Source organism: Corallococcus sp. CA049B, assembly GCF_003611685.1.
Lineage (GTDB): Bacteria > Myxococcota > Myxococcia > Myxococcales > Myxococcaceae > Corallococcus > Corallococcus coralloides.
The window spans coordinates 16566-29834 of sequence record NZ_RAWC01000102.1 but is presented as its reverse complement, the minus strand read 5'-3'; the positions used below and the strand labels follow the sequence as shown (position 1 = coordinate 29834).

The window sequence follows — 13269 nt, the reverse complement described above, 5'->3', positions numbered from 1 at the left end:
CCCACGAGCCCCACCCCCCGGAGCCCGGCGCCCGTGGCCTCCTCGGCGTCGGCCGGGGCCACCAACCACCTGCGCCCCACGGACGACTCGCTCTTCGAAGTGCCGGGGGCCGGCTTCGCGTCCGCCGCCAACTCCTTCGTGGAAGGCGAACACCGCGTCATCATCCACACCGTCGAAGGACAGGTGAAGCGCGGCACCATCCGCGACGCGGACCTCCTGGAGGACACCATCTCCCTGGAGCAGCAGAGCGGCTTCGCCCCGGAGCGCATCCCCGGCAAGCGCGTGAAGGCCATCTTCTTCATGCTCGCCGCGGGCGCGCGTCAGCCGCAGGCGGAGGGCTCGAAGATCCGCGTCACCTTCAACGACGGCCGCCAGGTGGCCGGCTTCTCCCAGGACTTCAAGGGCCCCACCCCGGGCTTCTTCGTCATCCCCGCGGACACCCGCACCAACACCGCGCGCATCTTCATCTACCGCGCCAGCGTGCAGGCCGTCGCCGAGGGCTGAGCCATCCCGTGCCCCCGGTCCGCCGGGGCACAAAAAAGAGGGGCCCCGGTCACCCGAGGCCCCTCTCTTCATTTCAAGACTGGGACGAAGACTACTTCTTGTCCGTGGCCGTCGGGGCCGCCGCGTCCGGCTTCTTCGTGGTCTCCAGGTCCAGGGTGATGGTCACCTCGTCACCCACCGCCACGCCGCCGGCCTCCAGCGCCTTGTTCCAGGTCAGGCCGAAGTCGCTGCGCTTGATCTTCGTGGTCGCCACGGCGCCGCGGCGCACGTTGCCCCACGCGTCCTTCGTCTCCGGCGTCGGGCCTTCCACGGCCAGCGTCACGGGCTTCGTCACGCCGTGCATCGTCAGGTCGCCCGTGACGTTCAGCTTGTCCTTGCCGGCCTTCGCCACCTTCGTGGACTTGAAGGTGATGGTCGGGAACTTCGCCACGTCGAAGAAGTCAGGGCTCTTCAGGTGCTCGTCGCGCTTGGGCTCGTTGGTGTTGATGGTGGTCGCGTCGAGGGTCGCCTCGATGGTGGACTTGGTGATGTCCTTGTCATCCAGGTTGACGTTGCCCTTCACGTTGCTGAACGTGCCACGCACGTTGGACACCATCATGTGCTTCACGGCGAACTGCGCGCTGGAGTGCGACGAGTCGATCTCCCACGCGGACGCGAAGGCAAACGACGGGGCGGCGACGGCGAGCAGCGTGATGGCGGACTTGAGCGACATCTTCATGGTGTGGACTCCTTGAGTTTGCGGACTGCGAGGTTCAGGCGCGCAGCGCGAAGCTGCGCATGGACAAGGTCCCGTGATGGAAGCCCTCGAACACGGGGGTGATGCGGTCCTCGGGGAGGGCGGCTCCGAGGACGAAATAAATCGGCAACCAATGCTCGGCGGATGGATGCGCGACCCGCGCATTCGGTGCGTCCATCCATGACTGAAGCCCGAGGAAGTCTCGTGCGGCAAGTTTTCCGGCGACCCACGCATCGAACTCGGCGGCCCATGGCTCGGCGGACGCCAGCTTGTTTCGGAAATTCACCCGGCGAAGGTTGTGCACCACCCCGCCGCTGCCCATGAGCAGCACGCCCTCGGAGCGCAAGGGACGCAGCGCCTCGCCCATGCGCGCCACCTGCGCGGGCGTCGCGTCCGCGGGCAGCGCCACCTGCAACACGGGCACGCGGGCCTCCGGGAACGCATGCCGCAGGGGCACCCAGACGCCGTGGTCCAGGCCGCGCTCGCCATCCGCCACCGCGGGCACGCCCGCGGCGGACAGCCGCGCCACCACGTCCTCCGCCAACGAAGGAGCACCCGGCGGCGCGTACCGCAGCCGGTACATTTCTTCAGGGAAGCCGTAGAAGTCGTAGACGAGCGGCGGAGCGGCCATCGCCGTGACGTGCACGCGCGCGTCCGTCTCCCAATGCGCCGACACCACCACCAGCGCCTTCACCGCACTCACGCCGTCACCAAAGCGCTTGAGCGCCTGGGGATAGTCGTCCGCGTCCAGCGCCGTCATGGGCGAGCCGTGCGACACGAACAGCGCCGGCGCCACCTGCCGGGTGCCAGCCGGCCCAGGCGAGGGCCCAGGCCCCATCACTCCCGCCACCCCGGCGGCCGCCACGCCCTGCAGCACCTCGCGTCTGTCCACCCCGGTTGGCATCGTGGCGGCTCCTACTGCAACCCCAGGACCAACACATCGGACACGCCAACCATCTGGAATTACTGGACATCCAATTCCGGACCTGTGAAACGACTCTCAGATTGATAGAGAAGCACCTCAGACTGAGACACCAGGGAGAGACGTCGTGACGGGTCTGGAAGGTTTGGACTTGAAGGAACTCCTGGCGTTCGAGCCGAAGGGCGGGGTCATCCGCTTCGCCGGGCAGCGGGCGCTGTTGATGGACCCGGTGACGCTGGGGCTCTTGCGCAAGGAGCTCATCGGGATGCTGGGGATGACGGCCGCGCGCGGCATCTTCACGCGGCTGGGCTACGCGCACGGCTGGCGCACGGCGGAGGCGATGAAGACCGCGGTGCCGTGGAAGGATGAAGCGGAGTGGCGCCGCTCGGGCGGCCGGCTGCACACGCTGATGGGCCAGGTGCGCGTGGAGCGCATCGAGCGCACGGCCCAGGACGGCCCGGAGCCCTTCGCGGAAGCGCAGTGGAGCGACTCCTATGAGGCCGAGCAGCACCTGCTCCACCTGGGCCAGGCGGAGGAGCCCGTGTGCTGGAGCCTCACCGGCTTCGCGTCCGGCTACCTGAGCTACTGCAACGGCAAGCCCATCTACTGCGCGGAGCTCAAGTGCGTGGGCAAGGGCGACGCGTTCTGCCACATCGTGGGCCGCCCGGAGGCGGAGTGGAGCACCGAGTGCACGGAGTTCCTGCGCTTCTATGAAACGCAGTGCATGGAGGGCGTGCTCGGGCAGGTGACGGAGGCGCTGCGGCAGGCGGAGCGCAAGCTGCGCGCGAAGCGCCAGTCGCTGGCGCGCGTGTCCGGCGTGACGGAGGACCCCACCGGCATGGTGGCCCGTTCAGAGGCCATGCAGCGCGTGCTCAACCTGGCGCGCCGGTCCGCCAAGGTGGACACCACGGTGCTCGTCACCGGCGAGAGCGGCGTGGGCAAGGAGCGCATCGCCCGGCTCATCCACGACGAGTCCGGCCGCTCGCACAAGGCCTTCATCGCCGTGAACTGCGCCGCGGTGACGGAGAGCCTCCTGGAGAGCGAGCTGTTCGGCCACGCGAAGGGCGCCTTCACCGGCGCCACGCACGACCGGCCCGGCCTCTTCGAGGCGGCGCACGGCGGCACCCTCTTCCTGGATGAAGTGGGTGAGGTCCCCCCCGCCATGCAGGCCAAGCTGCTGCGCGCCCTCCAGGAGCGCGAGGTGCGCCGCGTGGGGGAGAACACCAGCCGCAAGGTGGACGTGCGCGTGGTGGCCGCCACCAACCGCGAGCTGTCCGAGGAGGTCCGCCTGGGCCGCTTCCGCCAGGACCTCTTCTACCGGCTGCGCGTCATCGAGCTGCGCATCCCGCCCCTGCGCGAGCGCCGCGAGGACATCCTCCCCCTGGCGCGGCTGCTGCTGGCGGAGACCGGTGAGCGGCTGGGCCGCCGCGTGAATGGCCTGTCCCCGGACGCGGCGGATCAGCTGCTGCGCTACCCCTGGCCGGGCAACGTGCGCGAGCTGGGCAACGCCGTGGAGCGCGCGGTGGCGCTGTGCGAAGGGCCGCGCCTGGAGCGCGATGATTTGCCGGAAGAGGTGCGCGCCGCGCCGCCCAGCCTGGTCCCCACCGGCAACCCGCGCCGGCTGGAGGACATGGAGAAGGAGTACATCCTCGCGGTGCTGGCGCAGAACGGCGGCAACCGCTCACGCACCGCGGAGCAGTTGGACATCGGGGTGGCCACGCTCTACCGGAAGCTCAAGCAGTACGGCCACCCGGAGGCCGCGCACTAGTTGAGGTACTGGTCGCGGTCCGGCGGGCGGTCGCGGTCCACCACGCGCAGGTGCTTGGAGCGGTCGCGCAGCTGCCGCTGCAGGCGCCAGTGCTGCAGTTGGAGCATCAGCCGCCTGGGGCTCGCGCCGCGCACGTACGCGAACACCAGCACCAGGCCGAAAATCTCTGGCGCCACCGCGCGCCAGGAGCCCGCGGTCAGCATGTTCAGCACCGTGAAGCCCGCGCCAATGGCCGCGAACCAGTTGCCCGTCAGCGGGATGCCCCAGAAGTTCGCCTGCCCCTTGCCGATGACGAGCCCGTAGGCCACCCACATCACCGCCGTCATCACGGAGCCGCCCGCGTAGACGCTCATGGGCATCACCAGGGCCAGCGCCGTGGTGATGAGGCCCGCGACGAACGGGATGCCCACCGCCACCAGCAACAGCCGCTTGCCGCCCCAGGTGGACTCCAGGAAGCCGCCGATGGACCAGATGATGAGGCCACCGAAGAGGATGCCCAGCGGCCCCGTGGCCACGAAGGCGTAGGTGACGAGCTCCCAGACGCGGAAGCGCAGAATCACGTCCGCCGGGTTGAGCAGCAGCAGCCCGCCCTGCCCGCGTGAGGTCGCCAGGAAGAGGGCGGAGATGCCCACGAACGCTATCGCCAGCTTGGCGGCCATCGAATCCAGGCTCGGGAACATGTCGCCGAAACCGCCGCCGCCTCGATTGAAGCCCCGCATGGGTCGCATAGAGGCCCAAAGGTGGTGGAACAGCGCCCGGTCCGCAACCCCAAATCCAGAAACGATGAAGGGCGCCCCGCCCTGGTGTCACCAGGGAGAAGCGCCCTCGCATCCCACGCCTTCGCTGTCCCTGCCGGGGCTTACGTCTTGTGGCGGTAGAAGAGCGTGATGGTCAGACAGTGAAACTCCTTGTCCGAGGACTGCGTGACGATCTTGTCCACGACCTCCACGGAGGAGTTCTCCTTCAGCCACTTGGTGATGTTCTCGCCCATGTTCTCGCGATCGCGCGCGAGCGTGGTGGAGAACACCTTGACGCCCGTGAAGCTGATAACGCCCATTCCAACCCTCGTGTCACCAGAGATTACAAATGTTTACCCCGAGTCGGGGGCGCCATCAAGAAACGGGCCCGACAATCCGGCCCGGGAGCCGCTTCCCGCCCCCGCGGGAGTCCATCGGGAGGCAGGGGCCCGCCCACCGTCCACCCGCCGACAGTGCGGCGGAGGGGGTGGGCGCCCGGCCCCGGCCCGTCAGCGTCCGGCGGCGGCGCGCCGGGCCTGACAGGTGACTTCATCCTTGCAGGCGGGACCGATGCCCTCCGGGTGGGCCGTCAGGGGCGTCTTGTCGCTCTCCTCCACACCGCACACCACGCAGCGGCGCTTGCGGTTGCGGCGCTCGGCACGGCGCTGCTCGGCGATGGCCTTGGCCCGCTCGCGGGCCGTCTTCGCGTCCACCTCGTTGCTCATCTCACCACGTCCCGTCCGGATGTCGTCTGCCCCGTACCCCAACGCCACGGTGCGCTCTAGAGCGCCTCGACCAGCACGGCGATGCCCTGGCCGCCACCAATGCAGGCGGACCCGATACCATAGCGGCCGCCCCGGCGCTTCAGCTCGTACGCCAGCGTCATGGTGATGCGGGCTCCGGAGGCGCCCAGCGGGTGGCCCACGGCGATGGCGCCGCCGTTGACGTTGGTGGCGTCGCGTGGCAGGCCCAGGTCCTTCTCCACCGCCAGGTACTGGGGCGCGAAGGCCTCGTTGACCTCGAAGAGGTCCACGTCCGTCAGCTTCGCGTCCGCGCGCTTGAGCAGGTTGCGGATGGCCGGCGCGGGGCCAATGCCCATGATGCGCGGGTCGCAGCCGGCGATGCCCCAGTTGACGAGCCGCGCCACGGGCTTGAGGCCGTGCTTCTCCACGAAGCTCCGGGTGGCCATGACCATGGAGCCCGCGCCGTCGCAGATGCCGCTGGCCGCGCCCGCGTGCACCACGCCGTCCTTCTTGAACACCTTGGGCAGCTTGCGCAGCCCCTCCACCGTGGTCTCCGGACGGTTGTGCTCGTCCTTCGAAACCACCGTGTCGCCCTTCTTGCCCTTGAGCGTCACCGGCGCGATTTCCTCCGCCAGCCGGCCCGCCTCCTGCGCCGCGGCGAAGCGCTTCTGGGTGAGGACCGCGTACTGGTCCACGTCGTCCTGGCTGATGCTGTAGTCCACCGCCAGCTGCTCGGCGGTGAGCGCCATGGCGTTGCCCGTGTAGCTGTCCGTGAGGGCCGTCCAGAGCATGTCCTCCAGGCCGCCCTTGCCCAGGGGGATGCCCCAGCGCGCGCCGCGGATGACGTGGGGCGCCTGGCTCATGGACTCCGTGCCGCCCGCGAGGACGGCCTCCGCGCCGCCCGTCAGCATCATCTCCGCGGCCGTGACGAAGGCCTGGAAGCCGGAGCCGCACAGCCGGTTGACGCCCAGCGCGGGCACCGGCACCGGCACGCCCGTGCGCAGCCCCACGTGGCGCGGCAGGTAGATGGCGTCCGAGCTCGTCTGCACGACGTTGCCGTAGACGACATGCTCGATGAGCTCCGGGGAGACGCCCGCCTGCGCCAGGGCCGCCTTCGCGGACTCCACGGCCAGGTCGGTGGCGCTCAGGTCCTTGAGGCTGCCGCCGTAGGTACCGAACGGGGTGCGCTTGCCGGACAGGAAGTAGATTTCCTCGTTCTTGGACACGCTCTTCATGGTGCTCGTCTCCCTACTCTTCCGGGGCGCGCGGTGCACGCACGACGTGACGTGGGAAAGCGTCCAGGGGGACGTCAGCCCGCGCGCCGTCCCAGGAAGGCGCTGGCGACGATGGCAAGCGCGATGGCCGTCCACAACAGTCCCTGGAGGTTCTGGCGGCGGATTTCCTTGCGCCCCAGCCCCTGGTACCAGGCCCTGGCCGCCTGGACCCGCCCCTCCCAGGTGAAGCCCTCCGGCCCCGCCGGCTCCAACCCCTCGAGCCGTCGCACATGCGCGCGCAACAGGCGCTCCGGTGCGGCGTCCTCCAGGTACCCGGAGCGGTAGCCGGGCACGTCCAGCGCGGGGCGGCGGTAGCTGGCCGTCACCACGAAGCCCCCGGAGGCCAGGGGGGTGAGCAGGTAGAGCCGGGGCAAGAGGTCGCTGCCCTCGTGGAGGGTGGCGAAGACGCGCTCGCCCGGGTGCGCCCAGTCGTAGGAGCGGGTGGCCTTCTGGAGGAGCGGCTTCTCCTCGTGGCTGCCCAGGGGCGTGAAGCCCAGCGCCTGGAGCTGTCCCGCCAGGGGGCCCAGGGACTCCGGCAGGTCCATCTGGTCCGCGGGGGCCTCCGGCTCCACCCGGACGGTGTGGGGGAAGAGGTAGAGCAGCGCGCGCCAGAAGTTGAGGAACAGGAGCACGCCGGCCAGCACCAGCCCGGCGACGGCGACCCCCAGCTGCCCGAGCACGTTCACGGGCGGGGCTTTCCGCCCTGGCGCCGGTCCGCGGTGGCGGGCAGATGCCGCCAGCGCTCCAGGTCCGCGGGGGTGAGCGGATCGCGGCCCTCCAGGAAGCGCTCCAGGTGGCCCAGCGAGTCCACGCCCCAGAACATCTCGTCGTCCACCAGCACGGACGGCACGCCGAAGGCGCCCTGGGCGAGCGCTCCTTCCGTGTTCTTGCGCAGGCGGTCCTTCACCTCCGGCAGCTGGGCCCGCTCCAGCAGCGATTGCGCGTCGAAGCCGCCTTCCGTCAGCACCGCGCCCACCTGCTCCGGCGTCTCGATGCCCCGGCCCTGGCCCCACGCGGCCGAGTAGAGCGCGGTGGTGAGCCGCACTCTCTCCGCCACGTCATCCACCGCCGCCGTCACGCGCAGGGACAAGAGCGGGTTGAACGGGTGCGAGGGCGGCAGGGTGAAGGGCGCGCCCTGCTCATGCGCGATGCGGAAGGTCTGCTTGAAGACGTAGACGCGCTTGGCGGGGATCTCCGCCGGCCCCACGGAGCCCACGGCGTTGAGCAGCCCCGCGAGCAGCACCGGCACGGGCTCCAGCTCCCGGCCGTGCTCCCGCGCGATGGCGGGCATGCGCAGCCAGGCGAGGTAGGCGTACGGGGACAGGTAGTCCAGGCAGAAGCGCAGGGGGGAGGAGGCCATGGGCCCATCCTAAGCACGACCCGGCAGTCAGGCGCTCTGCTTCACGTCCTCGTGCTGGCGCGACAGCGGGCCGCGCAGCGACTGGGCCAGCAGTTGCAGGTGCGTGGCCCGGGCGGAGGTGAAGGCCCGCTCGGCGATCTCCAGCTCCCGCATCACCTCTTCCGGGTTGCCGTGCCGCTCCGCGTGCTGCAGGTACACCAGGCCCATCTGGAGCACGTTGCCGGTGGACTCCGCCAGCAGGCGCGCGTGGCGCAGGTGCGCGTCCCCTTCCTCCTGGGACACCAGCGGCGCCAGGGCGCGGCGGGCCAGGATTTCGTCCCAGGGGTTGGCGAAGCGGGGGTCCAGCGCGCGCTCCAGCGCGGCCTCGGCGGCGGCGAGCGCGGCGGGCAGCCGGCCCTGCTCCCGCTCGAAGCGCGACTGGTACACGCGCACCAGCGTCTCCATGCGCAGGCCGCCCATCCGCGCGGCCTCCAGGGCACGGGGCAGCGACTCGCGCGCGGCGGCCGCGTCCTCGAAGAGCACGTCGCGGCACGCCTGGTACACCTGCACGTGCGCGCGCAGCCAGCGGTCCTCGGGCAGCACGCGCGAGAGCGCCTCGCCGCGCGACACCACCGCGGCCACGAGCTCGTGCTCGCCGCGCTCCAGGTAGTACGGCGGCGTGAAGAGGGCCAGGTTGCGCTCCATCAACCGGGGGCTGCCCAGCCGCCGCACGAGCTCCGTCTTCTGCGCGAGCGCGGACGCGAACGCGGCGCCGTCGCCGGTGAAGGCCGCGCGCGCCACCTGCGCGAAGAGGTGGTAGGCGCGCACGTCGGTGAAGCCCTGCGCTTCCGCCAGGTGCAGCCCGTCCTTCAGCAGCGCTTCATCCAGCGGCTCGCCGCGCAGGGCCAGGTTCACGTTGAGCAGGTAGCCGCCCATGCCCAGCGCCCACGCCAGCCGCCGGGGCGGACGCCCCACCGCGTCGCGGAACGCGTGCAGCCGCTGCACCTGCCTGCGCTGCTCGGCCACCCCGCCCGCCCAGTGGCCGGTGTACGCGCACAGCGTCGAGCGCGCCACGGACAGCCCCGCCCGGTACGGCGAGTCCTCCGGGTGCTCGGCTGCCACGCGCGCGATGAGCGCCTCCAGCTCCTCCGTGCGCCCCAGGATGGCCAGCGCCATGCCCTGGAGGATTTGCAGCTCCGAGCGCTTCCAGAAGACGTCCACCGGCGTCATCCGCCCGTCCGCCGACACCTCGCGGAAGAGCGGGATGAGCAGCTCCTCGCGCTCCGCGGGCGTGGCCACGCGGGCGGACTCCAGCCGGGAGAGCGCCTCGCGCCGGCCGGCCTCCACGTCCACCGTGGCCGCCCAGTGCGCGAAGAGCCGCTCCGCGTACGCCACCGACGTCGGCGGGTCGCTGGAGTAGCCCACCTCCACCAGCGACACCCACGTGCGCAACAGCTGCTCCAGGCGGCCCGGGTAGTCCGGCGCGGACTCCAGGAGTCCCGCCGCTTCCTTCAGGAGCAGCGTGGCCTCCAGCAGCGCCTCCGCCTCGATGGCGGCCTGGCCCGCCTCCAGCAGCGGCTGGATGGCCTCCGCGGGCGCGTCCGAGCGCGCGAAGTGCCAGCCCACCGCGCGCACCACGCCCGAGCGCTCCGAGGGCAGCGCCTGGAGCACGCGCGCCACCTGGCCGTGGTACGCCCGGCGCGCGGACTCCGGAATGCTGTCGTAGACGGCCTGGTGCACGGTGTCGTGCGTGAAGACGTAGCGGCCCTCCACGTCCTGGAGGAACTGCCGCTCCACGATGCCGTCCAGCACGGCGAACAGCTCCGCCTCCGGCAGTCCGGACAGCGCGCGCAAGAGCGGCAGGTCCAGCATCCGGCCCGCGGGCGCCAGCTTGCGCAAGAGCGACACCTGCTCCGGCGGCGCGTTGGCCAGGCGCACCAGCACCGCCTCCTGGATGCTCGCGGGAAGCCTCCGCGTACCCAGCCCTTCTTCCGCCTCCCACCGTCCGCCCACGCGCCGGAGCGCCCCCGCCTCCACCAGCATGCGCAGGCACTCCGTGGCGAAGAAGGCGTTGCCGCCGGTCGTCTCGTGCAGCCGCTGCACGAAGCCCTCCGGCATGTCCAGCCCCGGCAGCACCAGCTCCACCAGCTTGGCCACATGCTCGGCCGAGAGGGGCTCCAGGTCCATGCGGGACGTGAGCTTCTCATCCACCGTCTGGAACGCGAGGCTCAGGCGCGACAGCTCCTGCGAGCGGAACGTGCCCACCACCATGCCGCGCGTGCCGTGCAGCGCGCGGATGACGACGTTGAGCGCCTCCAGCGACGCGCTGTCCGCCCACTGCAGGTCCTCCAGGCACAGCACGAAGGACTGCCGCCCGCCGAGCGTGTGCGTCCACTCCGTCAGCGCCTCGAAGAAGGCGGCCTTCTCATCCGAGCCATCGCGCGGCAGCTGCTCGTCCTGGTCGCCCTCCAGCACCTCCGGCGACAGCAGGCGCGCGAGCGGAGCCTTCACCCGCTCCATCAAGTCCGCGGGCGTGTGCGGCACCAGGCAGCGCAGGGCCTGCGCCACCGGCGCCAGCGGGGACAAGCCCTCCGCGCGGCACTGGCCCCGGCCGAAGGGCAGCTCCGCCAGCTTCGCCTGGAGCTCGAACTCCTGGAGCAGCCGCGTCTTGCCCACGCCCGCGGGGCCGCCCACCAGCATCGCGCGCGACTGGCCCCAGTCCGCCTCCGCCAGGCCGTTCATCAGCCCTTCCAGCTCCGCCTCGCGCCCCACCACCTCCGGCACGTGCAGGTAGCTGGCGCGCGCGGACAGCGGCTCCTCGGGGACGGGCTCGCCGCTGGCGTGGCAGAGCGCCTCCAGCAATTCGCCCGCGTCCTGGAAGCGCTCGCGCGGGTCCTTCGCCATCAACAGGAGGATGATCTCCTCCAGCTGCGGATCCACCGGGCAGAGCGTGGAGGGGCGCGGCGGCGGACGCGTCAGGTGATCCGCCAGCAGCACCGCGGGGCTGTTGCGCTTGAAGGGCAGCTTGCGGGTGGCCAGGTACCAGGCCATCACGCCCAGCGAGTACAGGTCCGCGCGCCCGTCGATGCTCGCACCGCGCTGCCACTCCGGCGCCAGGTACTCCAGCGTGCCCTTCAGCTTGCCGGGGCTGGGCGTGCCCAGCTGGTGCATCACGCCGAAGTCCATCAGCTTCACCGCGCCGGACTCGGTGATGCGCACGTTGCTGGCCTTGATGTCGCAGTGCACGTACAGGCGCGAGTGGATGAACGCCAGCACCTGCGCCATCTGGATCAACACGCGATACAGCGTGCGCGTGTCCAGCGGCGCGTCCCGCACCAGCGAGCTCAGGTCCTTGCCGCCCACCACCTCCATGGTGATGAAGCGGTTGCCGGCCTCCGTCATGCCCCAGTCGAAGACCTTGAGCGTGGCCGGGTGCTGGAGCTTCTTCATGGCGAAGAACTCGTGCCGGAACAGCAGCACCAGCTCCTCCACCTTCGCGGCGGACAGCTCCGCGGGGACGTGCATCTCCTTGAGCGCCACGCGCCGGCGCTCCTGCAGGTCGTCCGCCAGCCAGATGCGGCCCATGCCGCCTTCGCCCAGCAGCGACTCCACGCGGTAGCGTCCGGTGACGACGACGCCCGGAATCAGCGAGCGCCGCTCCCCGATGCCCGAGCCCGGCAACGTGATGGGCGTACGCATCCGCTCCCCCCAGGTGCTCGGGGGGCGGGTGCGTTCATCCAATACCGTTGTCTTCTCGTCGTCGCTCACGAGCCAAAGGGCTGGCCGTTCCGGGGGCCAGGATCTGGATTCCAGAATCCAGACGTAGCGAGGAATAGCACGTTTCAGTGACACCGCCTCCGGGACATCCGAGCAGGTGCACGCTCTGCTCCCATTCCCTGTTTCACCGTCTCGCTGGAAGCCGGCACGGCGGTGCGCCCGGACGCCTGCTGGGGAGCCACTTCCACACCCGCTCCCACGACACACCCGCACGCATGCACACCGTTCCTTCGGACCCCTGGGCCCGTCGCCCGGGGGAGGAGGGGGAAGCGGCATGCGTGCATGGAAGTGGGGCGGCGCCGCGGTGGCACTCGCGGGCGTGACCGCCTGGATGGCCTGCGGCCAGTCCGGTCCGGGCGGAGCCGAGGGACTGGAGAGGGCCGAGGCCGCGACGGTGACGCTGGGCGACGGCCACTGCGCGGGCGTGGTGGTGGGCCAGGGCCGCCACGTCCTCACCGCGGCCCATTGCGCCGCACCGGACGCGGGCGAGGAGCAAACGAAATTCGAGGATGGCCGGCGGCTGAAGGGCCGCTACGTGTTCGTGGATCGCGGCCGGGACCTGGCGGTGCTGGAGCTGGAGGCGAAGGCGCCGGTGGCGCCGCTGGAGGTGGCCGAAGGGCTGCCCATCCCCGGCGCGATGCTCGTCTTCACCGGACGCCACGACCGGCCCGGCGAACCGCAGCGGGTGATGGTGGAGCGCTGGGGCCGCTGCCCGTCGCTGCCGGACGTGCCCAACGCGCTCTTCACCACGATGCACGGCGTGCCGGGAGACTCCGGCGCGCCGCTGGTGGACGAGCAGCTGCGCGTGGTGGGCCTGGTGCATGGCGGCGCGCGGTGCAGCATCGCCGCGCCCACCGGAGACGTGGCGCCGGAGGTCCAACGCCTGTCGCGGCAGGACGCGCAGCCGCTGGCCCGGCGTCCGCCTTCCGCACCGCGCTGACGCGGCGGGACGGAGCGCCCCGCCCTTCCCGCACCTGGACGGCCAGGCAGGCGGCGCGCGCACGCGCTGTCATTGCCCGGTCAGCCCCATGCGTCCCACCTTCCCGTCGGGGGGTAACACCATGGCTTCGGACAAGGGCTCCAAGAACTTCCAACCTCGCAACCGGGGACAGATGGAGGACGCGCTGGACCGCGGCGCCGCCGAGCTGGCCCGCGAGCGCTCCCAGGCCGCGGCCCGCGAGGACGAGAACCCGGGCCCGCTGGAGGAGACGCGCTGGGAGGCGGAGGTGGAGCGCGGCGCGGAATGGGAGGACCGGGAGGTGCCCGAGCGCGAGGCGCGGGGCGACGAGGAGCCGGACTCCGAGGTTTCCCGGCGCGGGCTCGTGAACCCGCCGCCCGAAGGTTGAGGGCGTTGGCGGCAAACCCGTGAGGTGGTGGCTTTCGTGAATTCTCACGGGTGAAGGGGGACCTCTTGCCCGGTGCGCACAGCGGGGGGATGCTGTGCCCGCCGTTCCCCCAAGCCGTGCGCA

Annotated in this window: 12 protein-coding genes and 1 pseudogene; 4 read left to right on the top strand and 9 right to left on the bottom strand. The window is 71.3% G+C overall.

Annotation, left to right across the window (positions count from 1 at the left end; genetic code table 11):
• Positions 1 to 504, top strand: a pseudogene (locus tag D7W82_RS22160) (hypothetical protein); the annotation flags it as partial.
• A 91-nt stretch (positions 505 to 595) separates the two neighbouring features.
• Here D7W82_RS22160 and D7W82_RS22155 read toward each other — a convergent pair.
• Positions 596 to 1222 (bottom strand): YceI family protein, encoded by a 627-nt coding sequence (locus tag D7W82_RS22155; protein ID WP_120620253.1) that lies wholly within the window; start codon positions 1220 to 1222, stop codon positions 596 to 598.
• 34 nt (positions 1223 to 1256) lie between these two features.
• Positions 1257 to 2144, bottom strand: coding sequence for a dioxygenase (locus D7W82_RS22150; protein WP_120620252.1), 888 nt, complete (start codon positions 2142 to 2144; stop codon positions 1257 to 1259).
• Between the two features lie 145 nt (positions 2145 to 2289).
• Between D7W82_RS22150 and D7W82_RS22145 the strand changes: the two genes are divergently transcribed.
• Entirely contained in the window at positions 2290 to 3930 is a 1641-nt protein-coding gene (locus tag D7W82_RS22145) for a sigma-54-dependent Fis family transcriptional regulator (protein WP_120620251.1), read from the top strand.
• Here the strand turns inward: D7W82_RS22145 and D7W82_RS22140 are convergent.
• From D7W82_RS22140 to D7W82_RS22110, 7 genes are all read right to left on the bottom strand, one after another.
• Positions 3927 to 4658 carry a rhomboid family intramembrane serine protease gene (locus D7W82_RS22140; RefSeq protein WP_120620250.1) on the bottom strand — a complete coding sequence of 244 codons (732 nt, stop codon included), beginning with the start codon at positions 4656 to 4658 and terminating at the stop codon, positions 3927 to 3929. The genes D7W82_RS22145 and D7W82_RS22140 overlap by 4 nt on opposite strands.
• Positions 4659 to 4789: 131 nt before the next feature.
• A complete protein-coding gene (locus D7W82_RS22135; RefSeq protein WP_014399194.1) occupies positions 4790 to 4987 on the bottom strand; it encodes a hypothetical protein in 198 nt (65 codons plus the stop codon).
• Between the two features lie 189 nt (positions 4988 to 5176).
• The gene (locus tag D7W82_RS22130) at positions 5177 to 5392 is read right to left on the bottom strand and encodes a hypothetical protein (protein ID WP_014399195.1); all 216 of its coding nucleotides are present in this window, start codon (positions 5390 to 5392) and stop codon (positions 5177 to 5179) included.
• Positions 5393 to 5448: 56 nt separating this feature from the next.
• The gene (locus D7W82_RS22125; RefSeq protein WP_120620249.1) at positions 5449 to 6645 is read right to left on the bottom strand and encodes an acetyl-CoA C-acetyltransferase; all 1197 of its coding nucleotides are present in this window, start codon (positions 6643 to 6645) and stop codon (positions 5449 to 5451) included.
• 74 nt (positions 6646 to 6719) lie between these two features.
• Positions 6720 to 7370 (bottom strand): hypothetical protein, encoded by a 651-nt coding sequence (locus tag D7W82_RS22120; protein WP_120620248.1) that lies wholly within the window; start codon positions 7368 to 7370, stop codon positions 6720 to 6722.
• Positions 7367 to 8044 carry a 2-hydroxychromene-2-carboxylate isomerase gene (locus D7W82_RS22115; protein ID WP_120620247.1) on the bottom strand — a complete coding sequence of 226 codons (678 nt, stop codon included), beginning with the start codon at positions 8042 to 8044 and terminating at the stop codon, positions 7367 to 7369. The genes D7W82_RS22120 and D7W82_RS22115 overlap by 4 nt, the downstream gene beginning before the upstream one ends.
• 27 nt (positions 8045 to 8071) lie before the next feature.
• Positions 8072 to 11722: a serine/threonine-protein kinase gene (locus tag D7W82_RS22110; protein WP_120620246.1), complete on the bottom strand. Its 3651-nt coding sequence runs from the start codon at positions 11720 to 11722 to the stop codon at positions 8072 to 8074.
• 352 nt (positions 11723 to 12074) lie between these two features.
• Here D7W82_RS22110 and D7W82_RS22105 point away from each other — a divergent pair, with 352 nt between their 5' ends.
• Together D7W82_RS22105 and D7W82_RS40590 are read left to right on the top strand one after the other, a co-directional pair.
• Positions 12075 to 12740 carry a serine protease gene (locus tag D7W82_RS22105; protein ID WP_120620245.1) on the top strand — a complete coding sequence of 222 codons (666 nt, stop codon included), beginning with the start codon at positions 12075 to 12077 and terminating at the stop codon, positions 12738 to 12740.
• A gap of 121 nt (positions 12741 to 12861) precedes the next feature.
• Complete coding sequence (locus D7W82_RS40590) at positions 12862 to 13146, top strand: hypothetical protein (RefSeq protein WP_158617708.1); 285 nt, start codon at positions 12862 to 12864, stop codon at positions 13144 to 13146.
• Positions 13147 to 13269 lie beyond the last annotated feature (123 nt).

Excerpts from the sequence above, each read along its gene's own strand:
- D7W82_RS40590 (WP_158617708.1), top strand. The coding sequence starts at position 12,862 with ATGGCTTCGGACAAGGGCTCCAAGAACTTCCAACCTCGCAACCGGGGA.
- D7W82_RS22125 (WP_120620249.1), bottom strand. The coding sequence starts at position 6,645 with ATGAAGAGCGTGTCCAAGAACGAGGAAATCTACTTCCTGTCCGGCAAG.
- D7W82_RS22135 (WP_014399194.1), bottom strand. The coding sequence starts at position 4,987 with ATGGGCGTTATCAGCTTCACGGGCGTCAAGGTGTTCTCCACCACGCTC.
- D7W82_RS22115 (WP_120620247.1), bottom strand. The coding sequence starts at position 8,044 with ATGGCCTCCTCCCCCCTGCGCTTCTGCCTGGACTACCTGTCCCCGTAC.
- D7W82_RS22140 (WP_120620250.1), bottom strand. The coding sequence starts at position 4,658 with ATGCGACCCATGCGGGGCTTCAATCGAGGCGGCGGCGGTTTCGGCGAC.
- D7W82_RS22150 (WP_120620252.1), bottom strand. The coding sequence starts at position 2,144 with ATGCCAACCGGGGTGGACAGACGCGAGGTGCTGCAGGGCGTGGCGGCC.
- D7W82_RS22155 (WP_120620253.1), bottom strand. The coding sequence starts at position 1,222 with ATGAAGATGTCGCTCAAGTCCGCCATCACGCTGCTCGCCGTCGCCGCC.
- D7W82_RS22130 (WP_014399195.1), bottom strand. The coding sequence starts at position 5,392 with ATGAGCAACGAGGTGGACGCGAAGACGGCCCGCGAGCGGGCCAAGGCC.
- D7W82_RS22110 (WP_120620246.1), bottom strand. The coding sequence starts at position 11,722 with ATGCGTACGCCCATCACGTTGCCGGGCTCGGGCATCGGGGAGCGGCGC.
- D7W82_RS22105 (WP_120620245.1), top strand. The coding sequence starts at position 12,075 with ATGCGTGCATGGAAGTGGGGCGGCGCCGCGGTGGCACTCGCGGGCGTG.